At 61.2% G+C, this 22,558-nt stretch carries 21 protein-coding genes, 1 rRNA gene and 1 pseudogene; 13 read left to right on the plus strand and 10 right to left on the minus strand.

Annotated features, from left to right (window positions below; translation table 11 throughout):
- Positions 1–3: 3 nt before the first annotated feature.
- Both rrf and HAV18_RS26965 read left to right on the plus strand, forming a co-directional pair.
- A 5S ribosomal RNA gene (gene rrf / locus HAV18_RS26960) occupies positions 4–116 on the plus strand.
- Between the two features lie 192 nt (positions 117–308).
- Positions 309–1,568: a site-specific DNA-methyltransferase gene (locus tag HAV18_RS26965; protein ID WP_166962250.1), complete on the plus strand. Its 1,260-nt coding sequence runs from the start codon at positions 309–311 to the stop codon at positions 1,566–1,568.
- 4 nt (positions 1,569–1,572) lie between these two features.
- On the opposite strand, the gene HAV18_RS26970 is transcribed toward HAV18_RS26965, so the two are convergent.
- Positions 1,573–2,319, minus strand: a complete 747-nt coding sequence (locus HAV18_RS26970; RefSeq protein ID WP_166962253.1) for a hypothetical protein — start codon at positions 2,317–2,319, stop codon at positions 1,573–1,575.
- Entirely contained in the window at positions 2,320–2,541 is a 222-nt protein-coding gene (locus tag HAV18_RS26975) for a helix-turn-helix domain-containing protein (protein WP_166962256.1), read from the minus strand. It lies immediately after the preceding gene.
- A 689-nt stretch (positions 2,542–3,230) separates the two neighbouring features.
- On the opposite strand from HAV18_RS26975, the pseudogene HAV18_RS26980 reads away from it, so the two are divergent.
- Positions 3,231–4,303: pseudogene (locus HAV18_RS26980) on the plus strand (IS3 family transposase).
- 300 nt (positions 4,304–4,603) lie between these two features.
- Here the strand turns inward: HAV18_RS26980 and gyrB are convergent.
- The 3 genes from gyrB to dnaA form a co-directional block, all read right to left on the minus strand.
- The gene (gene gyrB / locus HAV18_RS26985) at positions 4,604–7,078 is read right to left on the minus strand and encodes a DNA topoisomerase (ATP-hydrolyzing) subunit B (protein WP_166962259.1); all 2,475 of its coding nucleotides are present in this window, start codon (positions 7,076–7,078) and stop codon (positions 4,604–4,606) included.
- Between the two features lie 191 nt (positions 7,079–7,269).
- Positions 7,270–8,376 carry a DNA polymerase III subunit beta gene (gene dnaN / locus HAV18_RS26990; protein ID WP_006750113.1) on the minus strand — a complete coding sequence of 369 codons (1,107 nt, stop codon included), beginning with the start codon at positions 8,374–8,376 and terminating at the stop codon, positions 7,270–7,272.
- A gap of 168 nt (positions 8,377–8,544) precedes the next feature.
- A complete protein-coding gene (gene dnaA / locus HAV18_RS26995) occupies positions 8,545–10,119 on the minus strand; it encodes a chromosomal replication initiator protein DnaA (protein WP_243771782.1) in 1,575 nt (524 codons plus the stop codon).
- 421 nt (positions 10,120–10,540) lie between these two features.
- Here dnaA and rpmH point away from each other — a divergent pair, with 421 nt between their 5' ends.
- The 4 genes from rpmH to yidC all read left to right on the plus strand — a co-directional run bounded on the left by rpmH (position 10,541) and on the right by yidC (position 13,170).
- Positions 10,541–10,675: a 50S ribosomal protein L34 gene (gene rpmH / locus HAV18_RS27000; RefSeq protein WP_004198824.1), complete on the plus strand. Its 135-nt coding sequence runs from the start codon at positions 10,541–10,543 to the stop codon at positions 10,673–10,675.
- A gap of 15 nt (positions 10,676–10,690) precedes the next feature.
- Positions 10,691–11,152 carry a ribonuclease P protein component gene (gene rnpA, locus HAV18_RS27005; RefSeq protein ID WP_166962264.1) on the plus strand — a complete coding sequence of 154 codons (462 nt, stop codon included), beginning with the start codon at positions 10,691–10,693 and terminating at the stop codon, positions 11,150–11,152.
- Between the two features lie 75 nt (positions 11,153–11,227).
- The gene (yidD, locus tag HAV18_RS27010; protein WP_059232865.1) at positions 11,228–11,494 is read left to right on the plus strand and encodes a membrane protein insertion efficiency factor YidD; all 267 of its coding nucleotides are present in this window, start codon (positions 11,228–11,230) and stop codon (positions 11,492–11,494) included.
- Between the two features lie 8 nt (positions 11,495–11,502).
- Complete coding sequence (yidC, locus tag HAV18_RS27015) at positions 11,503–13,170, plus strand: membrane protein insertase YidC (RefSeq protein WP_166962267.1); 1,668 nt, start codon at positions 11,503–11,505, stop codon at positions 13,168–13,170.
- 102 nt (positions 13,171–13,272) lie between these two features.
- Here the strand turns inward: yidC and HAV18_RS27020 are convergent, their stop codons facing one another.
- On the minus strand, positions 13,273–13,704 hold the full coding sequence (locus HAV18_RS27020; protein WP_166962270.1) for a transcriptional regulator: 432 nt from the start codon (positions 13,702–13,704) through the stop codon (positions 13,273–13,275).
- Positions 13,705–14,040: 336 nt separating this feature from the next.
- On the opposite strand from HAV18_RS27020, the gene mnmE reads away from it, so the two are divergent.
- The 3 genes from mnmE to HAV18_RS27035 all read left to right on the plus strand — a co-directional run bounded on the left by mnmE (position 14,041) and on the right by HAV18_RS27035 (position 17,109).
- On the plus strand, positions 14,041–15,435 hold the full coding sequence (gene mnmE, locus HAV18_RS27025) for a tRNA uridine-5-carboxymethylaminomethyl(34) synthesis GTPase MnmE (RefSeq protein WP_166962273.1): 1,395 nt from the start codon (positions 14,041–14,043) through the stop codon (positions 15,433–15,435).
- Between the two features lie 170 nt (positions 15,436–15,605).
- Positions 15,606–16,316: a hypothetical protein gene (locus HAV18_RS27030; RefSeq protein ID WP_166962276.1), complete on the plus strand. Its 711-nt coding sequence runs from the start codon at positions 15,606–15,608 to the stop codon at positions 16,314–16,316.
- A gap of 97 nt (positions 16,317–16,413) precedes the next feature.
- Entirely contained in the window at positions 16,414–17,109 is a 696-nt protein-coding gene (locus HAV18_RS27035; RefSeq protein ID WP_166962279.1) for a hypothetical protein, read from the plus strand.
- A gap of 313 nt (positions 17,110–17,422) precedes the next feature.
- Here HAV18_RS27035 and HAV18_RS27040 read toward each other — a convergent pair whose 3' ends face one another.
- The 3 genes from HAV18_RS27040 to HAV18_RS27050 form a co-directional block, all read right to left on the minus strand.
- Positions 17,423–18,781, minus strand: coding sequence for a sensor domain-containing diguanylate cyclase (locus tag HAV18_RS27040; RefSeq protein ID WP_166962282.1), 1,359 nt, complete (start codon positions 18,779–18,781; stop codon positions 17,423–17,425).
- A 109-nt stretch (positions 18,782–18,890) separates the two neighbouring features.
- Positions 18,891–19,139, minus strand: a complete 249-nt coding sequence (locus HAV18_RS27045; RefSeq protein ID WP_166962285.1) for a DUF2795 domain-containing protein — start codon at positions 19,137–19,139, stop codon at positions 18,891–18,893.
- A 169-nt stretch (positions 19,140–19,308) separates the two neighbouring features.
- A complete protein-coding gene (locus tag HAV18_RS27050) occupies positions 19,309–19,479 on the minus strand; it encodes a hypothetical protein (RefSeq protein ID WP_006489933.1) in 171 nt (56 codons plus the stop codon).
- A 139-nt stretch (positions 19,480–19,618) separates the two neighbouring features.
- Between HAV18_RS27050 and speG the strand changes: the two genes are divergently transcribed.
- The 3 genes from speG (at position 19,619) to HAV18_RS27065 (ending at position 21,756) form a co-directional block, all read left to right on the plus strand.
- Positions 19,619–20,176, plus strand: coding sequence for a spermidine N1-acetyltransferase (gene speG, locus HAV18_RS27055; RefSeq protein ID WP_060064019.1), 558 nt, complete (start codon positions 19,619–19,621; stop codon positions 20,174–20,176).
- A 488-nt stretch (positions 20,177–20,664) separates the two neighbouring features.
- Positions 20,665–21,012: a surface attachment protein Sap1 gene (gene sap1, locus HAV18_RS27060; RefSeq protein ID WP_027788811.1), complete on the plus strand. Its 348-nt coding sequence runs from the start codon at positions 20,665–20,667 to the stop codon at positions 21,010–21,012.
- 189 nt (positions 21,013–21,201) lie between these two features.
- Positions 21,202–21,756: a YaeQ family protein gene (locus HAV18_RS27065; protein WP_166962288.1), complete on the plus strand. Its 555-nt coding sequence runs from the start codon at positions 21,202–21,204 to the stop codon at positions 21,754–21,756.
- A 21-nt stretch (positions 21,757–21,777) separates the two neighbouring features.
- On the opposite strand, the gene HAV18_RS27070 is transcribed toward HAV18_RS27065, so the two are convergent.
- Entirely contained in the window at positions 21,778–22,191 is a 414-nt protein-coding gene (locus tag HAV18_RS27070) for a VOC family protein (protein WP_166962291.1), read from the minus strand.
- Positions 22,192–22,558 lie beyond the last annotated feature (367 nt).

Consider the following 22,558-nt stretch of genomic DNA (forward strand, 5'->3'; position numbering starts at 1 on the left):
TTGCCTGATGACCATAGCGAGTCGGTCCCACCCCTTCCCATCCCGAACAGGACCGTGAAACGACTCTACGCCGATGATAGTGCGGATTCCCGTGTGAAAGTAGGTAATCGTCAGGCTCCCTAAGCCAAGAACCCCCGCCCGAAAGGCGGGGGTTTTTGCATTTCGGCGGCGGATTTTCACTGCATGAAATCCACCGCACGGGCCGAGATTTCGATGAACGACGAGTCAAGGGGCACCGGTCCATGACTCATGGCAATAGCAGCATATCCATGAGATACTCTTAGTCATCATCTACTGGAAAGCTATCAATGGTCGAAAACACGATCTCCTACAACCACATTCCTGTAAAGCAGTCAACATTCAAGGGCGGACTCGGCGCATCCATCCATCGCTGGTTTCGTTTAACACCCAGTTTTGGTCCTGAATTGGTCGTGGAAATGATGTCGAAGCTTGGGTGTCAAGCGTCAGATATAGTTCTTGACCCCTTCAGCGGAGCGAGTACCACGCTGATAGAAAGCGCACTCAACGGTGTCAGCTCATATGGCTTTGAAATCAATCCGTTGCTGCACTGGGTTGGAAAGGTTTGCATTGATTGGACACCTGACACAGATGCGTTACGGCGCGATCTTGAGGCAATTCTTCAAGACTATACAAATGAAGTCTCAAAGATTTCCTTCGATGACCTTAACAACAATGGGCTCGAAATACCTCCGATCCACAACCCTTTGCGTTGGTGGCGAAAGGATGTTTTGCGGGACTTGCTTGTATTGAAAAGGTCGATTCGTCAGCAGTGTCGGGCAGAGCGGAATGTTGAATTCTTCATGCTAGCCTTCGCGGGTGTCCTTGTTCCGGAACTGACAAACGTTACTCTCGGAAAGTTGCAGCTTCATTTTATCGAACGAGAGGATGACTTGATCGACGTGAAAGGCATCTTTCAGCGACATGCCAACACGATGATCGGTGATTTAGAAGTGGCGCAAAAAATTGCCACTCCCGGTAAGGCTAAGATATTTCACACAAATTCAGTAACTCTTGAGGGCGTTGAAATTGATAAACCCATCAGCTGTGTGATTACATCGCCCCCATACCCGAATAGGTATAGCTACGTTTGGAACACCCGGCCGCACCTCTACATGCTGGACTTCTTTTCCAACGCCAAACAAGCATCGGATCTTGACAAAAAAACCATCGGCGGCACCTGGGGTACAGCAACTTCGATGTTAGCCAAGGGACGCGTGGATTCGAACTTTGAATTCTTTGAGGAATCCGTCTCGCCGGTGATCGAAGCGATTCGAGAGCAAGACAATCTCATGGCCAACTATGTGATGAAGTATTTTAATCTGTTGGCCCATCAAATTAAGGCAATGGAAGGATTGCCTCAGAACGGGCTTCGTTGCGCGTACGTTGTCGGAAACTCGCGAGTGAAAGGGGTGTATGTTGAAACAGATGTGTTGCTTGCGAAGATTTTCATGGGCCTCGGATACAGCATTGATTCGATAGAGCGAATCAGAAAGAGGAATAGTGGCAAGGATCTCCATGAGTCCATCGTTTACGCATGGAAACCCTAATCAATCAGAATTGCTTGAACGCGTAAGATGTCTTAATATCGCTCATCATTCCACCTACCTCTTTTTCAATTTCCGCTTTTACCGCGGGACGATCAAGAATTGTGGAGAGGTCCAAACCCAACAGAGCTGTAGCGAAGTCCAAGGCCGGTTGCCCGACGATAAAATTCCAACCAGCTCTTTGCAGTCTAGCTATGGCTTCCTCGCGTGGACTGATAGAGCTAAAGACAAGATAAACGGGCGTCAATCCCGCCGCCTTTACCTTTGAGGCCATATCTTCGTCTTTCCTCAAACGGGAACTGTCGTTGGGATTAAAGTTGTATCGAATTTCAATGCCAATCCCGTTTGCTATGGTTGTTTTTGGTAAATGGACGGCACACGTTGAATCAACAAAATCAGCATCCTCCACCGAAATTTGGCTAAAAGATAAGCCAATATCCAACTCTAGGCCGCCAAACTTCGGCGCAACTTGCTCTGGTGAAAGATTATATCTAGCCGCGGCCAATAATCTTGGCACTTTGTCGTAAATTTCGCCAAGTCTGCGGCCAATGCTTATGCTAACTCTTCCCATGAAGCGAATGTTAACGTATCCTGGCGTATTAAGGAAAAATCTTGGGTAAACTGGATCGCGATTTAGTTCTGCGAGTTCAGTTTCAAAATTTTCCTTTGAAAAATCCCCTTGAACCTTCTGCCGCCATCCAGCCAAATGGTGGCGCAAATGGTTGATGAATTCATTTTCTAGTTGAGTTGTCATTTAGTCATCGCTATTGTTATGGAGTAGGATTGACATCTCCACCCCAAGAGCGATCGCAATCCGCTCTATGTTCACGAGGCTAATATTTCTCTCTCCTCGCTCAACGCCGCCGATGTAAGTTCGATGCAACTCGCACCTCTCGGCCAACTCTTCCTGCGAGATATTTGCTTTCAGGCGCAAGGCTCGCACCCTGCGGCCAAAACGTGTTTTGATGTCACCCATGGATTAATGGTTGCCGATGTGATGACTATCCGTCGACAGACTATAAGTAGCACATCTCGTTCTCGTATTAATGTGGGGCTACGTGCACAGCCTATTCGACGAGCGGGATGCTCAGCATTTAGCGCGCGTAGAAACCGTGAGTTTGGCTGCTCCAAAGTTGGCATGAGAAGCCTGCGGAATAAATGATATTTGCCGTTGAAGGTGCGTTTCTGGCATGCCTCCCCCTACCCTCGATGCATCAGCGTGTCGGGGACGCACTGAGCGCGAGCTATGGTGAAGCCAGCGCGGAGGAGTAGTCAGAAAGATGTCGCGCAAAGGATGATGAAAGCCAAACAGGATGCGGATGCGTTGGGTGTCGCGGATCACCACTGCATCGATCTTGAGTAGTCTGACGCGAGTTGTTGCAGCCGTTGCGCTCGCCAGCCGGTGACGATGCGCACGAGGCCACGTAGGCTGCGTCCTATGTGGTCGAGTTGCCAAACCACCGAGGTGGTTGCCCTCTCGCATTTCGGCCACGCACTCCTCAAGCTACGGACGCGCCACGGTTGCCTTGCCCTCGTAGACGCGCGAACATCCCACCTGCTTCAACGCATCAGATTGAAGGGCGGTCGACTGATCTCGGGCACACTGACCTGCTCCCCGCGTTTCGTGCGGTGACGGTGTAGAGTCCGTTCCACCGAGGAACGGCAATGAAAAAGCGATTCACGGAAGAACAAATCATAGGCATCCTGAAGGAAGCCGAGGTTGGCCTGAAGCCGGCAGGGCTGTGCCGCAAGTACGGCATCTCGGAAGCGCCCTACTACAACTGGAAAGCGAAGTTTGGCGGGGTGACGGTCTCCGAAGCGCAGCGCCTGGAGAAGCTGGGGCAGGAGAACCACAAGCTCAAGTGCCTGTTGGCCCAATCGATGCTCGAGAAGGCCGCGCTTAAGGACCTGCTGGCTCGAAAGTAGCAAACTCGCAGGCCAAGCGCGAAGCGGTCCGAATATTGATGACCGAACGCACCATGGGTGCTACCCGGGCTTGCGGGCTGGTAGGGGTTTCGCGCTCGCTGTTCCACTACGAATCACGCCGCTGAGTTGACGACGAAGCGCTCACTGGCCGGATGATGAACATCGCCGCGCAGAAGCGCCGCGACGGCTATCGATGGATTCACGTGCTGTTGCAGAGGGATGGCTGCTTCGCCAACCACAAGCGCATCTGGTGCCTGTACAGCAAGGCGGGACTGAGCGTGCGCAAGCGGCGACGTAAACGTATTACGCCAGTCGAACGCAGATCCTTGCCGGTACCAACGGGCCCGAATCAGAGTTGGTCGATGGACTCGGCTCTGACGGGCTGGCCTATGGTCGGCGGTTTCGACGCCTGAACGTGGTCGATGACTACACGCGTGAGTGCTAGGTCATTGAGGTCGATACTTCGCTGCCGGGCTTGCGAGTCTGAGCGGCTTGCCCATATCCATCACCGTCGACAACGGGCCGGAGTTCGCTGGTAAGGTGCTGGATGCATGGGCCTGCGAAGCCGACGTCACGCTGTCGTTCATTCGGTCTGGCAAGCCGGTGGAGAAAGCCAATATCGAGAGTTTCAACGGGCGGTCCGCGATGAATGCTTGAACGAGCACTGGTTCGTCTCAACGCGCAACGCCAAGCGGCTAATTGAGGAATGGCGTATCGAGTACAACACCGAGCGGCCTCATAGTTCACTCGGCAATCTGACGCCGGTGCAGTTCGCCCGAGCGCACGATGCAAAGCAACAGTTTTTAACATGAGACTCTAACTGCAATCCGGACTAAAACAGCGGGCAGATCACGACAGCCTTTTTTACCAGTGCTGAAAGGTGAGATAGAGATATAGCTCGGCGCCACAAATCTGCCACATACGATGTGCAGAAACCTGCGCCAGAAAGCAAAACAACGCACTACATCGCAAGACGTAGTGCATTGTTTTTATTGGAAATTTTTATGAGGTGAAGGAGGGCCGAATTCCCGGCGTTTGCATTGCTATTGCAATGTACTGACCGTGCCCGCACGTCTATAAAGCTCGTGCTGGGGAAGCCGTGTGATTACCCCTCAAACATCAATATTCCCCGCCCTCAACGCATTCGACTCAATAAACGCCCGACGCGGCTCCACATCATCCCCCATCAGCGTAGTAAAGATCCCGTCCGCAGCAATCGCGTCCTCGATCTGCACACGCAGCAGTCGCCGCACCGTCGGATCCATCGTCGTTTCCCACAGCTGCCCGGGGTTCATCTCCCCCAGCCCCTTATACCGCTGCTTCGAAACGTTCCGCTCGGCATCCGCCAGCAGCCACTTCATCGCGCTCTTGAAGTCGCTCACGGCCATGCTGCGCTCACCACGCTTGATGACCGCACCTTCCCCAATAAGCCCCGTGAACGTATTCGCGGTGGCCACGAGCTGCTGATAATCCGCCGTGTGCTGGAATTCCTGGTCGATGACCGAAACCCGCACATTGCCGTGATGGGTACGTTCGACATGCAGCGACCGCTGTTCGCGAACCGGATCATACGAAGGCACCACGCGCACTTCGTTCTTCAGCGCTTCATCATGCAACGCAGTGTGCAGCGCCTTCGCCGAAGTCTCAGTCGAAGCCTCGTTGGAGAGATCGATCGCCACACCATCCATGATCGCCTCAAGCGCCGCCGGGTCATACAACCGGCTCAACCGCTCGATCACGCTCCTCGACAGCAGATACGACCGCGCCAGCTCCCCAAGCGCATCGCCGGAAATCACGGCCGCATTCTCACCCGGCACCAACTCCGACCCTTGCAGCGCCAACCGCAGCATGTGCGCGTTGAGCTCCACGTCATCCTTCAGATACCGCTCGTCCTTGCCCGCCTTGATCTTGTAAAGCGGCGGCTGCGCGATATACACGTACCCGCGCTCGATCATGTCCGGCATCTGGCGATACAGGAACGTGAGCAGCAGCGTCCGGATGTGCGCACCGTCGACGTCCGCGTCGGTCATGATGATGATGCGGTGATAGCGCAGCTTGTCGAGGTTGTAGTCTTCCTTGCCGATGCCGCACCCAAGCGCCGTCACGAGCGTGACGATCTGCTCCGACGACAGCAGCTTGTCGTAACGCGCCTTCTCGACGTTCAGCACCTTGCCGCGCAGCGGCAGAATGGCCTGGAACTTCCGGTCACGCCCTTGCTTCGCCGAGCCACCTGCCGAGTCACCCTCGACGATGTAGATTTCGCACTTCGCCGGGTCTTTCTCCTGGCAGTCCGCGAGCTTGCCCGGCAGACCAACGCCATCGAGCACACCCTTACGTCGCGTCATCTCACGCGCCTTCCGCGCCGCATCCCGAGCACGCGCAGCTTCAACAATCTTCCCGCAGATGATCTTCGCGTCGATCGGCGTTTCGAGCAGGAACTCTTCCAGCGCCTTCGCCACGACTTCTTCAACCGGCGCGCGCACTTCGGACGACACCAGTTTGTCCTTCGTCTGCGAGCTGAACTTCGGCTCCGGCACCTTCACGGAAAGCACGCACGACAGCCCTTCGCGCATGTCGTCGCCGGTCGTTTCGACCTTCGCCTTCTTCGCGATTTCGTTGTCGGTGATGTACTTGTTGATGACGCGCGTCATCGCGGCCCGCAGGCCGGTCAGGTGCGTGCCGCCGTCGCGCTGCGGAATGTTGTTCGTGAAGCACAGCACGTTTTCGTTGTAGCTGTCGTTCCACTGCATCGCGACTTCGACGCCCACGTTATCTTTCTCGCCGGTGGCGAAGAAAATCGTCGGGTGCAGGTTGGTCTTCGTCTTGTTGATGTACTCGACGAAGCCCTTCACACCGCCGGCGAACGCGAAATCGTCTTCCTTGCCCGAGCGCAGGTCCGTGAGACGAATCCGCACGCCGTTGTTCAGGAACGAGAGTTCACGCATCCGCTTCGCGAGGATGTCGTAGTGATACTCGACCGTGCCGAAAATGGTCGGATCGGCCATGAAGTGCACTTCGGTACCGCGGTTCTCGGTATCGCCGGTCACCAGCATCGGCGACACTTCCACGCCGTCCACCGTATCGAGCACGCGATCCTGCGCGACGCCGCGGTGGAACTCCATGAAACGCTTCTTGCCGTCGCGGCGCACGGTGAGGCGCAGCCAGCTCGACAGCGCGTTCACGCACGACACGCCCACGCCGTGCAGGCCGCCGGACACCTTGTAGCTGTTCTGGTCGAACTTGCCGCCGGCATGCAGCTCCGTCATCACGATTTCAGCCGCGCTACGCTTCGGCTCGTGCTTGTCGTTCATCTTCACGTCGGTCGGAATCCCGCGGCCGTTGTCGGTCACGGAAATCGAGTTGTCGGCGTGAATCGTCACGTGAATATCGTTGCAGTACCCGGCCAGCGCTTCGTCGATCGAGTTGTCGAGCACCTCGAACACGAGGTGATGCAGACCGGTGCCGTCCGACGTGTCGCCGATGTACATCCCGGGGCGCTTGCGCACCGCTTCCAGACCTTCGAGGATCTGGATCGACGAGGCGCCGTAGCTGCTGTTATCGGGTTGCGTATTGTGCTGTTCACTCATGGATATCTTCCGGTTCTGCGAGGCCACTCTAGTGGCGGCGCGGTGCGTTTCAGCGAGAAATCGCCGGGCCGCTCCAGTTTCCTGGCTCGTCCACGGTGCCGGTCAGGCACCGAAAGGACGGGTTGTCGGTTCGCCATAAAAACGCCAAAGGGGCTTGCCGCCCCCTGGTGTGTGTCTTGATGTCGTGCGCGTCAGATGCGCATCGGCATCACGACATACTTGAACTCTTCGTTCTCGGGCACCGTGATCAGCGCGCTCGAGCTGGCGTCGCCGAGGCTCACCTGCACGGTGTCGACCTTCAGGTTCGCGAGCACGTCGAGCAGATACGTGACGTTGAAGCCGATGTCGACGGTATCGCCCTGGTAGGCGATTTCCAGTTCTTCCTGCGCCTCTTCCTGATCGGCGTTGGTCGACATGATCTTCAGCTGGCCCGGCGCGATGATGCAGCGCACGCCCTTGAACTTGTCCGAGGTCAGGATCGCCGCGCGCTGCAGCGAGCGCTGCAGTTCTTCACGGCCGATCTCGAACGTGTTCTTGTGCGCCTTCGGGATCACGCGCTGGAAGTCGGGGAACTTGCCCTCGACGAGTTTCGACACGAGCTCGACCTGGCCGAACGTGAACTTGGCCTGGGTTTGCGCGATGTCGATGGTGACGGTGTCGTCGATGTCTTCGAGCAGGCGCTGCAGCTCGAGAATCGTCTTGCGCGGCACGATGACTTCCTGGCGGCCGAACGTGCCGCCTTCGAGCTTCATCGACGAGAACGCGAGGCGGTGGCCGTCGGTGGCCACGGCCATCAGCTGGTCGCCGTCGACGACGAGCAGCATGCCGTTCAGGTAGTAGCGGATGTCCTGCTGCGCCATCGCGAAGTGCACCATGCCGAGCAGCTGGCGGAACGACTTCTGCGGGACGGTCAGGGTCGCGCCGAAATCCTTCGCCTGCGCGACGGTCGGGAACTCGTCGGCCGCCAGCGTCTGCAGTGCGAAACGGCTCTTGCCGGATTGAACGGTGAGGCGCTTGTCGGCGAGCGACAGCGTGACCTGGCCGTCAGGCATCGCGCGCAGGATGTCGAGCAGCTTGCGCGCCGCGACGGTGGTCGCGACCTGGTCGCCGCCGACGCCGAAATCGGCGCGCGTGGTGATCTGCAGCTCCAGGTCGGTCGACAGGAACGAAACGTCCGGGCCGTTCTTGGTGATCAGCAGGTTGGCAAGGATCGGCAACGTATGGCGGCGTTCGACGATGCCGCTGACCGTTTGCAGCGGCCTGAGGAGGGTGTCTCGTTCGGTCTTGACCAGTTGCATAGAGTTCCTTCGTTGAGTAACGGCCTGCAGCGCAGCAGCCTCGCAGCGCCCCGCCGGCCGGGCTCTTGGCCCGCCACCACCGGGGCGGTCAAACCAGTATTGTGCCTCAAAACCGAACCGCCCCCCTTAAATTGGGGCGGAGGCCGAATTATCAAGCGCGCCTCGCGCTCAGCCCTTCAGCGTCTGTTCCAGCACGTGCAGCTCATGGTTGAGCTGCGCGTCCTTGCTGCGCTCGTCGGCGATCTTGCGCACCGCGTGCAGCACGGTGGTGTGATCGCGCCCGCCGAACAGCTCGCCGATTTCCGGCAGGCTCTTCTGCGTGAGTTCCTTCGCGAGGTACATCGCGATCTGCCGCGGCCGCGCGATGTTCGCGGGGCGCTTCTTCGAATACATGTCGGCGACCTTGATGTTGTAGAAGTCGGCGACGGTCTTCTGGATGTTCTCGACCGAAATCTGCCGGTTCTGCACGGTCAGCAGGTCCTTCAGCGCTTCCTTGGTCAGCTCGATCGAGATCTCGCGGCCGTGGAACTTCGAATACGCGAGGATCTTGCGCAGCGCGCCTTCGAGCTCGCGCACGTTCGAGCGCAGGTGCTTCGCGACGAAGAACGCGACGTCTTCCGACAGGTTCACGCCTTCCGACTGCGCCTTGCGCATCAGGATCGCAACGCGCATTTCCAGCTCGGGCGGCTCGATCGCGACGGTGAGGCCCGAATCGAAGCGCGAGATCAGGCGATCGTCGATGCCCGAGATTTCCTTCGGATACGTGTCGCTGGTGATGATCACCTGCGCCTTGTTCGCGACGAGCGCCTCGAACGCGTAGAAGAATTCCTCTTGCGTGCGCGACTTGCCGGAGAAGAACTGGATATCGTCGATCAGCAGCAGGTCGAGCGAGTGGTAGTAGCGCTTGAAGTCGTCGAACGCCTTGCGCTGGTACGCCTTCACCACGTCGGACACGTACTGTTCCGCATGGATGTAGCGGATCCGTGCGCCGGCCTTGTCGAGCAGCAGCTGGTTGCCGATGGCGTGGATCAGGTGGGTCTTGCCGAGGCCGACGCCGCCGTACAGGAACAGCGGGTTGTACGAGATGCCGGGGTTGTCCGCGACCTGGATCGCGGCGGCGCGCGCGAGCTGGTTCGCCTTACCGGTCACGAAGTTGTCGAACGTGAGCACGGGGTTCAGCTTCGAACGTTCGTACATCGAATCGGCTTCACCGCCGGCGGCGGGCGCGGCGCCCGAGCCCGGTCGCCACGTACGGCGGCCGGCGGCTGCTTCGTGCGCGGGCAGGCTTGGCAGGTCGATGTCGGCGTCGTCGGCGTTCAGGTGGTGCGCGGCGGCCGCAGACGGCGCCATCGGCACATTGGCCGGCGCAGCAGCGGCATTCGCGGCGAGGTTGGCGGCGATCGCGGCGACCGTCGCGGCCGGGCCGCTCGGGGCCAGCGGCGCGCGCGGGGCAGCTGGTGCGGCGCCGGTCGCGGGCGCTGCGCTGCGCATGCCTGCCTTGGGATCGAGGACGAACTGGACTTCGATCGGCGCATTCCAGAAATCTCGGGCCAGATCGGAGATCCGTCCCGAAAACTGGCTCTTGACCCAGTCCAGCTTGAAACGGTTCGGCGCGGCGATGGACAGCGTGTTCGCCGACGCATCGAAGGCCACCGGGGCCAAGGGTTTGATCCACGTCACGTACTGCTGGGGCGTCAGCTCGCGCTCCAGCAGTGCGGAACAGTGTTGCCAGAAATCGTTCATCAAGTAACTGTCGTTTTTTGCGTGCACAGCGCGGCTCGCCGGCGCCCTTGTCGCGGTGGCGCAACAAGGCCCGAAGCGGTCGTGCGAGCGTGCTTCGGACGCCTGCATCACAGTGTTGGACGGGCAGGCGCGAGCCGAAGCGGCGTGCGGGATTCTTGGAGATAAGGCGAGATTCTACCGCCAAACGCGGCCACAGCGGGACTTATCCACAGGCTGTGATTGTGGGTCGCGGGGTCGGATCGGCCGGGGCGGGCACAGGCGAGCGACTCCTAAAGTATTGACCGTCAAGAGAAAAACGGTTTAAATAGCGGGTTCCGCGAAAACCAATCCTGTATTCCCGGCGATTGCGTTCGCCCGAATGCCTACGGTTAAGGGCACGCGGTCCCCTGAATTTCGACATTCTCGAACAAGTGAGAACATCATGAAACGTACTTACCAACCGTCCGTGACGCGCCGCAAGCGCACCCATGGCTTCCGTGTCCGTATGAAGACGGCAGGTGGCCGCAAGGTCATCAACGCTCGCCGCGCGAAGGGCCGCAAGCGCCTCGCCATCTAAGGCAGGTTGCGCGCTGTGTCCGCCGTCCGCAGTCCTGCGGAAGGTGCCGTCGAGCCGGGTGCGAATCCGTCGCAGACGAAAGCCGCCTTCCCGAAAGCTGCGCGACTTCTGAAAACGGATGAATTTTCATCCGTTTTTCGTTTGCGCCCGTGGCGGCGCTCCGCGCACTTCGTGATTTACGGCAAGCCGACCGGTCAGCCCGCGCGTCTGGGGCTCGTCGTCGGCAAGAAGTTTGCGCCGCGTGCAGTAACACGTAACCTCGTGAAGCGGCTGGCGCGCGATGCGTTTCGCTTGCGCCGGGCCGAATTCGCCGGTTACGACCTGCTGCTGCGGCAGCACACGCGCTTCGACAAGAAAGCGCTGCCGAGCGCGGCTTCCGCCCCGCTCGCGGCGATGTGCGCGGCCGAAATCCGCGAACTGCTCGACAGGGCAGTCCGGGAAATCGCCCGCCGGGCGTCGAAGCCCGCGTCCGAGTGACGCATCCGTGTCCGGTGCGGCGTTCGCGCCTGCCTGGCCGGTTTTGACGCGGTGCCGAACGGCGCCGCCCAAGGTATGGAAACGGTATTGATCGCCTTGCTGCGCTTCTACAAGGTTGCCGTGAGCCCGATGCTCGGCAACCGTTGCCGTTTTTATCCTTCCTGTTCGGATTACGCGCGCGAGGCAATCCAGTATCATGGCGCCGCGCGCGGCACGTATCTCGCCGTCAGGCGCGTGTGCCGATGCCATCCGTTTTCCGCGGGCGGCATCGACCTCGTCCCGCCGCCCAACTCCGACACTCGCGCTAGCGGCGAAGCCGACGCGCGGTCCCATCGACTCTGAGACAACGCATGGATATCAAACGCACCGTCCTATGGGTGATCTTCTTCATGTCAGCTGTCATGCTGTACGACAACTGGCAGCGGTCCCATGGACGCCCGTCGATGTTCTTCCCGAGTGCCACGCAAACGGCCCCCGCGGCCGCTGCCGGCGGTGCATCGGGCACGGGCGCGACGACGACGACCGCAGGTGAAGTGCCTGCCGCCGCAGCCGGCGCCGCTCCGTCGACCACTGCTCCGGCCGCCCAGGCGCAGCTCGTGAAGTTCTCGACCGACGTGTATGACGGCGAAATCGACACGCGCGGCGGCACGCTCGCCAAGCTGACGCTGAAGAAGCAGGGCGACGGCAAGCAGCCCGACCTGTACATCACGCTGTTCGACCACACGGCCGGCCACACGTATCTCGCACGCACGGGCCTGCTCGGCGGCGATTTCCCGAACCACAACGACGTCTACACGCAGCTGAACGCGGGCTCGACGTCGATGACGGGTGACCAGAACGCGCTGAAGCTGTCGTTCGAATCGCCGGTGAAGGGCGGCGTGAAGGTCGTGAAGACCTACACGTTCACGCGCGGCAGCTACGTGATCGGTGTCGACACCAAGATCGACAACGTCGGCACGGCGCCTGTCACGCCGACGGTCTACATGGAGCTGGTGCGCGACAACACGGCCGTCGAAACGCCGATGTTCTCGCACACGTTCCTTGGGCCGGCGGTCTACACGGATGCGAAGCACTTCCAGAAGATCAACTTCAGCGACCTCGACAAGAACAAGGCCGACTACGTGACCTCCGCCGACAACGGCTGGGTCGCGATGGTGCAGCACTACTTCGCGTCGGCCTGGATTCCGCAGCAGGGCGTGAAGCGCGACATCTACGCTGAAAAGATCGATCCGACGCTGTACCGCGTCGGCGTGAAGCAGCCGGTCGCAGCCATTGCTCCGGGCCAGTCGGCCGACGTGCAGGCACGCCTGTTCGCCGGTCCGGAAGAAGAGCGCATGCTCGAAGGCATCGCGCCGGGCCTGGAACTCGTGAAGGACTACGGCTGGGTGACGATCATCGCGAAGCCGCTGTTCTGGCTGCTCGAGAAGATCCATGGCTTCATCGGCAACTGGGGCTGGTCGATCGTGTTGCTCACGATCCTGATCAAGGCAGTGTTCTTCCCGCTGTCGGCTGCGAGCTACAAGTCGATGGCGCGCATGAAGGAAATCACGCCGCGCATGCAGGCGCTGCGCGAACGCTTCAAGAGCGATCCGCAGAAGATGAACGCCGCGCTGATGGAGCTGTACAAGACCGAGAAGGTCAATCCGTTCGGCGGCTGCCTGCCGGTCGTGATCCAGATCCCGGTGTTCATCTCGCTGTACTGGGTGCTGCTGGCCTCGGTCGAAATGCGCGGCGCGCCGTGGGTTCTGTGGATTCACGACCTGTCGCAGCGCGATCCGTTCTTCATCCTGCCGGTGCTGATGGCCGTGTCGATGTACGTGCAGACGAGCCTGAACCCGACCCCGCCGGACCCCGTCCAGGCGAAGATGATGAAGTTCATGCCGATCGCGTTCTCGGTGATGTTCTTCTTCTTCCCGGCCGGCCTCGTGCTGTACTACGTCGTGAACAACGTGCTGTCGATCGCACAGCAGTACTACATCACGCGCAAGCTCGGCGGTGCCAAGAAGAAACCGGCCTGACGCCGGTTGCACACGCGGGTGGCGAGCCGCCCGCGATGCACGCAAAAAAAGCCGCATGGTTCGCTCCATGCGGCTTTTTGCTTTTGCGGTTCCGGTGCGGGTTCAGCCCTTCTTTGATTCGCCCGAGTCGCCGTAGAACTGTTCGACCAGTTCCTGCACGAGGTAGCGATGATGCGGCGACAACGCTTCGATCTTCGACGCGAGCTCGATCGTCTCGGGCGTCGGCGGATAGCGCTCGTCGCGCGGCAGCGGTTGCGGTGTCGGGTGTTCGATCACGCTCGGCGACGGGCCGTAATGCAGCCAGTGGAGTTCGACGCGCAACCATTCGGCGAGCGTGGCGAGTTTGTCCGACGTCGGAATCGTGCGGCCCGTCAGCCACTTGTGCGCGGTTTGCGGCGAAACGGGTTGCGTTCCGCGGTGGCGCAAATTGAATCGGTTCGCCAGCTCAGTCGCACCGGTGACCTTCTCCGGGCTGCGCCGCAGGGCGAATTTCAGGCGTTCCGAGAACGCGGCTTTTTCTTCGGATGTCGGCATGGGGGAGATTGTGCAATTCCACCGCCATGTTTCAGACAACCATTCGGGCTAAACGTATCTCGTTCAGACGAATCCCAATCTCGATCAGAGTGGGGAACAAAATTGAGGGCCACATCGTTGGGCCGCTCCAGCAGGCATACTCGTCCGAAACGACTGCTGTGACATTGCGCTGGACTGATACTTGGCTTATCCCCGGCGGGATAAATTCGGGCGCGTCCGAATCCTGCGCGGCGACCGATGGTGTATGAGCCGGCACGCTACAATGCCGGCGTTCCGATGCCCGAACTGTTGCGCGGGCGCACCATATTCACTGATCACCCGATTCATCCGATTCCCATGCTCGCTACCGATTCCGATCCGATCGTCGCCATTGCCACTGCTGCCGGCCGGGGGGGCATCGGGGTCGTCCGCGTGTCGTTTGGGCGTGGCGGCGAGGCGGCCGCGTTGCCGCTGATCGACGCGTTGTGCGGGCAGAAGCTCGTGCCGCGCCATGCGAGCTACGTGCCGTTCCTCGACGAGCACGGCGCGCCGCTCGACCGCGGGATCGCGCTGTATTTCCCGGCGCCGCATTCGTACACCGGCGAGCATGTGCTCGAGCTGCAGGGGCACGGCGGCCCGATCGTGATGCAACTGCTGCTGCAGCGCTGCCTGGACGCGGGGCGCGGTTTCGGGCTGCGGCTTGCGGAGCCCGGCGAATTCACGCGACGCGCGTTCCTGAACGACAAGCTCGACCTCGCGCAGGCCGAGGCCGTTGCCGACCTGATCGAGGCGAGCACCGAAGCCGCGGCGCGTTCGGCCGGGCGCTCGCTCGACGGCGCGTTCTCGCGACAGATCCATGCGCTCGTCGACGACGTGATCACGCTGCGGATGCTGGTCGAGGCGACGCTCGATTTTCCCGAGGAAGAGATCGATTTCCTGGAAGCGGCCGACGCGCGCGGCAAGCTCGCGAAGATTCGCGAGCAGCTCACGCACGTGCTGGGCGATGCGCGGCAGGGTGCGCTGCTGCGCGAAGGGTTGTCGGTCGTGCTCGCGGGGCAGCCGAACGTCGGCAAGTCGTCGCTGCTGAACGCGCTGGCCGGCGCGGAGCTGGCGATCGTCACGCCGATCGCCGGGACGACGCGCGACAAGGTCGCGCAGACGATCCAGGTCGAAGGGATTCCGCTTCACATCATCGATACGGCCGGGCTGCGCGAGACGGAGGACGAGGTCGAGCGGATCGGTATCGCTCGCACGTGGAGCGAGATCGAGCGTGCGGACGTCGTGCTGCATCTGCTGGATTCGCGTAACGGGATGACGGCGGATGACGAGACGATTGCCGCGCGGTTTCCGGGCGGCGTGCCGGTGGTGCGCGTGCTGAACAAGACGGATCTGACCGGTGTGGCTGCGTACGTCGAGCATCCGGCGGCGGAAGGTGATCTGACCGAGGTGCATCTGTCGGCGAAGCGCGGCGACGGGATCGATATGCTGCGCGCGGAGCTGCTGCGGATCGCCGGGTGGCAGGCGGGGGCGGAAGGCGTGTATCTCGCGCGGGAGCGGCATCTGATCGCACTGCGGGCCGCGCAGGAGCATCTCGCGCAGGCGGCGGATCACGCGGAGCAGCGCGCGCAGTCGCTCGATTTGTTTGCCGAGGAACTGCGGCTCGCGCAGGAACGGCTCAATGCGATTACCGGGGAGTTCACTTCGGATGATCTGCTGGGGGTGATTTTCAGCAGGTTTTGTATCGGGAAGTGATGCCCGCGCATGTGAAGCTCGACAGCCCTTCGGGGCGCGTCATTCGCATTTAATCGAATAACCCGATCACGGTCGTTCTCCCGTTCGCATCATGCGGCCTGTCGTAAAATCGACCAGCCGGGCAATCTCGACACAACAAATCCCGGCCTCATAACAAAGAGAGGGCATGCATGGGATTCGGATTCGGGAAACGCAGCGAGTCATCGGGCAACTCGACGGAAGACATGGCGAAAAGCCAGTCATCACGAGCGAACGATCGCTTCGCCGTGGATCTTGCGTTACGCCGGGCGTTGGCGGTCTTCGAGTGTTGCGCATCGCACGGCGCTTATATTGAGCTCCACGATGGCAAAGTCGGGTGGGACTATCTAAAAGAAAAAGGCCTGATTTCGACCGATCTGGATGCCGAATGGATCGCATCGGAACGCATCCTGCTGACCTATTACAACGCAGGCGTACTCGCCTCGTCGGATAAGGAGCGCGTCCGGCGCCAGGTGGACGTCATCGAGGAACAACTCCAGGCCGTGCGTGGCGAGGTGGTGGGCGTCGTGGACGCCGTTTCCGCACTCAATCTCGCCCAGCTCAAATATCCTTCGAGGAGCTGGATCGTCGATGGCATATTCGCGGCCGTATTCGGCGCGGTGGGCGGCACGGTCCTGGGTCTCCTGGCAGGCGACCTTACCGACCATGTGCCGGCCGTCGAGAATGTCGTTTTCGGTCTCGTGATACTCGGTTCGGTTCTCTTCGCGCGCTACCGCCATCAGAAGAGCATCGTCGCGGCCGACGCGAAAATTGCGGAGGCACAAGCCGAGGTCGATCGCCTCGTCGTTCGGAACCTGTCTCCTTCCGCCCCGCCACCGATGACGGCAGCGGGCGCTGCCTGACTTCTCTACCGGACGTCGCGCGCCAGCCGCAAACGTCTGCCGAAGTTGAATCCTGTCGCGTGGTCGATGTTGGCCGCGTGCTGCAACGAGTTCTCCTATGCCAAGCAATTCGAGCAAGCGTCACGCCATTCTTCGCGCCGTCTTTGCCGACGATGCGCCGTATCCCGACCTGACGCCGCGTCATGTCGCGCTGATGAGGCGGCTTCAGGTCATGTGGCTGCCGATCGAATCCGGTGCGCCGGGCATCGTTCCCGAGTCACCGCTGACGGGAAGCGGCGCGACGATCGATCTCGCCAAGGCGATCCTCGAAACCGATGATGACGTGCTGGCCATTCGCACGCTGGCGGAACTCGGCCACGTCGTGCCCGAATTCGTCACGGTCGCGGGCACGTTGTCGCCGGGGCAATACGTGATCCCGGAGGCACTGCGCAAGGCGTTCGATTTTCCGGAAAGCGGCGTCGACCCATCGGGGCGTTTCGAATTTCGCGCCGAGCATCTCGCGATACTGCGAGGGACTATCTGGAGAACGCTCGACGATTACTCGATCGATGCGGTGCTGGAGGAGGATGACTTCTGGCCGCTGTCCTACATCGACGGCAAGCGGCCCTACGGAGAGTGCACGTACTTCCAGATCGACATGGCCGAACTGCTGGGCGAACCCTACCAGTTCGATGCCGAACGGGATCTGATCGAAGACGCGGAGAAGGATGCGCGCCTCGAGCGTCTCCATTACGAAACGCTCGCCGCGCTACAGGTGTTTCTGATGCATGCCGAGCTGACCGCGCCGACTTGATGGCGTGAGGGTCCGGGTCGACCCATCCGGATCCTCACCCACCTCAATCCCAATGATGGTGATGGTAATACCCGCCACCACCGTAGTACCCGCCGTCAGGCACCACGATACAGCCGCTCAACAGCACGGCGACGCTGGCAATCAGCAAAAGGGTCTTCTTCATCGCGTTCACCTGCTCGGGTTCAATATGAAACCCAGCATAGCGAGCGCGCGCAACACCGGCTGTAAGCGATCGTATCCCTGTTCCGCAATCCGTAACGGCGGATTATTCCGGTCACAATGACCGTAACAAATACCCAAACAGCAGACGTTTTCAGGCGGTGACGACCCTGTTTCGCCCCGTATCCTTCGCACGATACAGCGCGGCATCGGCGGCTTCGATCAACGCATCGGGTGTCGAGAGATCGTCGGCCGCCACGGTCGCGCAGCCGACGCTCACGCTCACGCGCCCGGCGGGTGATGCCGGCATCGCGAGATCGAGCCGCAATACCGCCTCGCGCGCTTCCTCGGCGACCACCCGCGCGCCGCGCGCGCCCGTGTTCGGCAGCACGATCGCGAACTCCTCGCCGCCATAACGCGCGACCATGTCCGCAGGCCGCCTCACCGCGCCGGCCAACGCATTCGCGACCGCGATCAGGCACGCGTCGCCCTTCACGTGACCGAACGCGTCGTTGTATGCCTTGAAGCGATCGACGTCGACCATCAGCAGCGACAGCGGTTCGCCTTGCCGTCGCGACTGCAGGAACAGCGTGTGGAAATGATCGTTGAAGTGCATGCGGTTGAACGCGCCCGTCAGACCGTCGCGCGCAGACGAACGGATCAGCGTCGCGTGTGCCTCGAACAGCCGCTGGTACAGCATCGTCACTTCCCACGCGAGCACGCACACGAGCACGCCCGGCGTGAACATGCTGAACACGCGCGCGAGATACCAGCCGACCGTGAAGCGATTGGTGCTCATCAGGTTCAGCGTCGTGTCGGTGAGGCACGCGAGTACCGCGATCGCGAGCCACAGGTCGAGCGTCGTGCGCAGCCGGCCGGTGGCCAGCACGGCAACGAGCGCCAGCGCGTTGAGCAGCCACACGATCAGCGCGACGCCGTTGACGGGCAGCACGGCCGCGTCGCCCGGCGGATGAAACGCGGGCGGCAGCGACACGTTCAGCGCGAACAGGCACAGCAGCCCCGCGACGACAGCCGGCCCGCCGATCAGCGCGAGCGTCCACCAGCGTGTCTGCTGCGCGCCGACCGGTGCACGCGCCAGCCGCGCGCGCGCGAGCAGCGCGACCATCACGAAACTCGGGAAGCCGGCATGCCAGAAGATCCACATCCACGCGGCGCTTTGCGGTTGCGCACCGAACAGCCCGTGCGGCGCAAATACGCCGGGAAAAGTGAGCAGCTGCAGCGCGACGGCGAGCGCGGTGAACGCGTAGGCGCCGCCGAGCGCGCCGAGCACCGGCTGGCGTGTCACGGTGAACTGGGCACCGAGAAAGAACGCCGCGATGCTCGCGGTGGTGAACACGGTGAGCGCGCACATCGGCATGAACGGCTCGACGGCCGGCAGCGAGACGTTCGCGTGCGGCGCGGCGATCCCGAGCGCGAGCACGATGACGAGCGCCGTCAGTGCGCCGAACCAGAGCTGACGGCGGGTCGTGTGCTGGATCAGGATGCCTTCCATGGAGTTCCCCGGGCACGTAGGCGGAAACGCCCGGTCTTGCGCCGGGCGACAGGCAACCGGCCGCTGCGCGACCGGTGCGGCCTGATCCTATCGCGTTATGGGTGCGCGCTCAAACCCCGAGGCCGGGACCGAAGTTGCCGGCGACCCAGTGCGTGACGGCGTTGACGTCCGCGTAGTCCTGTTCGGGCAGGCCGTCGAGCATCGACAGCACTTCGTTGCTGGCGCCTGCGTCGCGCGCGGCATCGACGATCGCATCCTTGTTGGCCGGGTAGCGGACGGCTGCCAGCACGTCGGCGATCTGCAGGTCGATCGTTTCGCCGGGAATGTCGTGCGGAGGCTGGGCGGGCTGGTCGTTCACGGCGGTGTCTCGCGGAGTGAGCAGAGTGAGCGGGTTGAGCGGGAATCGGATCGAGGCTGAATTCGGGGGCGTTACAGGGTGCGTAACGGAGTGCAGAACGGGGGCGCGTCACGCGTTCACATTCCAGGGCGGCCCGGCCGGCGCGCCCCGCGGATGAACGCCAATCGACTCAATGCCCGCGTCGCACGCGGCGCCACGGATGCTTCCAGTCGATGTGCGGTGCGTTTTCGTCGCGCGGATGCTGGCGCCGATGTTCCTGCCAAAGTTCGTCGGAAAACAGCGCCGCTACGATCACGAGCGGCAGCACGAGAAAAATTCCGAGTATGACTTGCTCGATCACGATAGCCTCCTTGCGGTGGCAGGAACCCTAGCTCCCATTCTAGGCTCTGAACTTCGCCCGCGTTCAATTTCTTACAGTGCGTGACAGGCCCGGATGCGGCCTTGCCGCACGTGCGCCGGCATCAAAAAAGGATATGAACATGCAACTCCAGAACGATACCAACACGCTCGCGCTGCGGCCGCTGGAGCGCCAGGACCTGCGCTTTGTCCACGAGCTGAACAACGACGCGAAGATCATGCGCTACTGGTTCGAGGAGCCGTATGAAACCTTCTCGGAACTGTCACAACTGTACGACCGTCACGTGCACGACCAGCGCGAGCGCCGTTTCGTCGCGGTCGACGCGCAAGGCGAACTGGTCGGCCTCGTCGAGCTGATCGAGCTCGACTACATCCATCGCCGCGGCGAGTTCCAGATCATCATCGCGCCGCAATGCCAGGGGCGCGGCTATGCGGGCCAGGCGACGCGCCTCGCGATCGAGTACGCGTTCAAGGTGCTGAACATGCGCAAGCTGTACCTGATCGTCGATACGTCGAATGCGGCGGCGATTCACGTGTACGAGAAATGCGGATTCCAGCACGAGGCCGAATTGAAGGAAGAATTTTTCGGAAACGGCGCGTATCACAACGCTTATCGCATGTGCATTTTTCAGCGCGATTATTTCGAGCGTCAGCAATCCAGTCCGAATAAAGCAGGGTAAACGCGCTGGTGAAAGGCGCTTGCCGCGGGTTTTTCGCGGGCACCGAATACATTCGGGGAACTACGGATAAATACGGATTCGCTTATACCTGGCATTTTTCTTGTATCAGGTATTTGCGATTCCGCGTTGCGGTAAAGTTGATTCGTTTCGAATGACTTTATGTGCAGCGCATCAAAATGATCCGGATAGCGAAATGGATTATCCAAACCGTTCAATCGCTGCGATGTAATTCGGATGAAAGTCTTGCCAGATAACGCTTTCCGCCCGGCGTGACGGGCCTGTTCGCCACGCAACAGGTGTTGTCCGCCGCACGCGTCGCGCGAAAAACGGGCTGCGCACGGGGTGCGACAATCCGCCGCTATTGCGGTCGCACAACAAATGTGCTTGCTATCGCTTGCCGGTCTTCTAAAGTGAAAAACGCGGGTTCACGATCACCTTTAAACACATAGCTAACCCAAGCCTGGTGCCTGCAAGCCTGGAGACAGAACATGATGAAGCGTACCGGTATCCTTTTTGCCCTCGTCGGCGCATTTTGCGCGGTGTCGATTGCCCAGGCAGGCGGTGATTCGGCCGTCAAGCCGACGCAGGAAATCCAGTTGACGAAGAACGCATGGGGCTGCCTGTCGAAGGACAATCTGGACTCCGTACTGAGTCACGAGCGTGACGGCAAGTCGCAGGCGAAGCAGCAATACTTCGACGACTACCGTTGCCTGTCGGTGCCGGAAGGCCAGCGTTTCCGCGTCGTGTCGGTCGACCAGGGCGACGTGCAGTTCGTCAGCGCCGACAACAGCGACCAGCAGGGTCTCTGGACCGATTCGCGCTTCGTCAAGCAGTAACCGTTCATTCACCGCGCAGTCACACGACGCGCGAGCGCGCCGGCCCGATGAGCCGGCGGCGCGAACCGAACACGGCCCGGCCCATGCCGGGCCGTTGCGCTGTGAGTGGCGCATGACACGCGCCGGACGGCGCGCATTCGGTATCATCACGGCCCGACCGAACCGAATGCCCGCCCGGGCCGCATCCGCATGGCGCTGAAATCCACGATCTACAAAGCCGAACTGCAAATCGCCGACATGGATCGGCATTACTACGCCGATCACGCGCTGACGGTGGCGCGCCATCCGTCGGAAACCGACGACCGGATGATGGTGCGCATCGTCGCGTTCGCGCTGTTCGCGCACGAACGGCTCGAATTCTGCAAGGGGCTGTCGGACGTCGACGAGCCCGATCTGTGGCAGAAGGACCTGACCGGCGCGATCGACGTCTGGATCGAAGCCGGCCAGCCCGACGAGCGGCGCATCTCGAAGGCGGCCGGCCGCGCGGGGCAAGTCACCGTGATCGCGTACGGCGGCAAGACGTCGGACATCTGGTGGCAGGGCGTGCGCAGCAAGGTCGAGCGGCTGCGCAACGTGCAGGTGCTGTCGCTGGCCGACGGCGTCGCGGCCGCGCTCGGGCAGCTCGCGGAGCGCTCGATGCGCCTGCAGTGCACGGTGCAGGACGGCACCGCGTGGATCTCGAGCGCCGACCACGATCCGGTCGCGGTCGAATGGACGGTGTTGAAGGCGCGCGCGGACGCGTGACGGCCCGCGCGCCGGCCGCGTTCAGCCGATCGCGGCCGGCGGCCCCTTGAATTCGAGCATGTTGCCTTCCGGGTCGAACAGGTAGATCGACGGCCCGTAGCCGCCGGCACCGTAGCGTTCCGCGGGCGCGCCCGGCCGTGCGCCATGTGCGGCGAAATGGGTGATCAATGCATCGGGATCGAACGGCTCGACGCGCAGGCACAGGTGATCGAGGTTGCGCCCCGTGCCGGGCGGGCCGCTGTCAGGGCGATCGATCGGGCCGCCGACGGACAGCAGGTCGATCAGCGCGTCGCCGGCGCGTAGCTGCACGAGGCCCAGATCGGGCTGTTCCTTTTCCACATGGCAGCCGACGGCGTCGCAGTAAAAGCGCGTCATCGCGGCCATGTCGGTCACGCGCAGCACGATGTGATCGATGCCGCGGATGGTCGGTTTCATGGGCAGGCACTCCTTCACAGTCGACGAGCATCGAGTGTAGACGCATCGCGCCTGCGCCGCCGGCCGGAACGCGGCACAATCGACGGACGAAAAAAAGCCCGTTCACGCAGAGCGGAACGGGCTTAATCCATATCAGGAGGAGACATGGAGGAGACAGTTCCAACTATACACACGGCGATGGTGCGACGCAATATTTCGAATGCAAAAAAACGTCAGGACGGCGATTTGTCGCATCCGCAGTGCAACAAAATGGTGACGGGACGATGACGAAAACCGCGCTGTAACAGCCGGCGCGCGCGTTTTGTCGGATTTATCTTCAATCGATGTGTCCCCGGTTCGCCGGTGCGAATCACAGAGCAAGATTCGG

Origin of the sequence: Burkholderia sp. D-99, from assembly GCF_011605345.1 — a bacterium.
In the GTDB taxonomy this organism is placed as follows: domain Bacteria; phylum Pseudomonadota; class Gammaproteobacteria; order Burkholderiales; family Burkholderiaceae; genus Burkholderia.

Excerpts from the sequence above, each read along its gene's own strand:
- mnmE (WP_166962273.1), top strand. The coding sequence starts at position 14,041 with ATGCTCGCTACCGATTCCGATCCGATCGTCGCCATTGCCACTGCTGCC.
- dnaN (WP_006750113.1), bottom strand. The coding sequence starts at position 8,376 with ATGCAACTGGTCAAGACCGAACGAGACACCCTCCTCAGGCCGCTGCAA.
- HAV18_RS27065 (WP_166962288.1), top strand. The coding sequence starts at position 21,202 with ATGGCGCTGAAATCCACGATCTACAAAGCCGAACTGCAAATCGCCGAC.
- sap1 (WP_027788811.1), top strand. The coding sequence starts at position 20,665 with ATGATGAAGCGTACCGGTATCCTTTTTGCCCTCGTCGGCGCATTTTGC.
- HAV18_RS27035 (WP_166962279.1), top strand. The coding sequence starts at position 16,414 with ATGCCAAGCAATTCGAGCAAGCGTCACGCCATTCTTCGCGCCGTCTTT.
- HAV18_RS26965 (WP_166962250.1), top strand. The coding sequence starts at position 309 with ATGGTCGAAAACACGATCTCCTACAACCACATTCCTGTAAAGCAGTCA.
- yidC (WP_166962267.1), top strand. The coding sequence starts at position 11,503 with ATGGATATCAAACGCACCGTCCTATGGGTGATCTTCTTCATGTCAGCT.
- HAV18_RS26970 (WP_166962253.1), bottom strand. The coding sequence starts at position 2,319 with ATGACAACTCAACTAGAAAATGAATTCATCAACCATTTGCGCCACCAT.
- dnaA (WP_243771782.1), bottom strand. The coding sequence starts at position 10,119 with ATGAACGATTTCTGGCAACACTGTTCCGCACTGCTGGAGCGCGAGCTG.
- HAV18_RS27070 (WP_166962291.1), bottom strand. The coding sequence starts at position 22,191 with ATGAAACCGACCATCCGCGGCATCGATCACATCGTGCTGCGCGTGACC.
- HAV18_RS27020 (WP_166962270.1), bottom strand. The coding sequence starts at position 13,704 with ATGCCGACATCCGAAGAAAAAGCCGCGTTCTCGGAACGCCTGAAATTC.
- HAV18_RS27030 (WP_166962276.1), top strand. The coding sequence starts at position 15,606 with ATGGGATTCGGATTCGGGAAACGCAGCGAGTCATCGGGCAACTCGACG.
- speG (WP_060064019.1), top strand. The coding sequence starts at position 19,619 with ATGCAACTCCAGAACGATACCAACACGCTCGCGCTGCGGCCGCTGGAG.
- HAV18_RS27040 (WP_166962282.1), bottom strand. The coding sequence starts at position 18,781 with ATGGAAGGCATCCTGATCCAGCACACGACCCGCCGTCAGCTCTGGTTC.
- gyrB (WP_166962259.1), bottom strand. The coding sequence starts at position 7,078 with ATGAGTGAACAGCACAATACGCAACCCGATAACAGCAGCTACGGCGCC.
- yidD (WP_059232865.1), top strand. The coding sequence starts at position 11,228 with ATGGAAACGGTATTGATCGCCTTGCTGCGCTTCTACAAGGTTGCCGTG.
- rpmH (WP_004198824.1), top strand. The coding sequence starts at position 10,541 with ATGAAACGTACTTACCAACCGTCCGTGACGCGCCGCAAGCGCACCCAT.
- HAV18_RS26975 (WP_166962256.1), bottom strand. The coding sequence starts at position 2,541 with ATGGGTGACATCAAAACACGTTTTGGCCGCAGGGTGCGAGCCTTGCGC.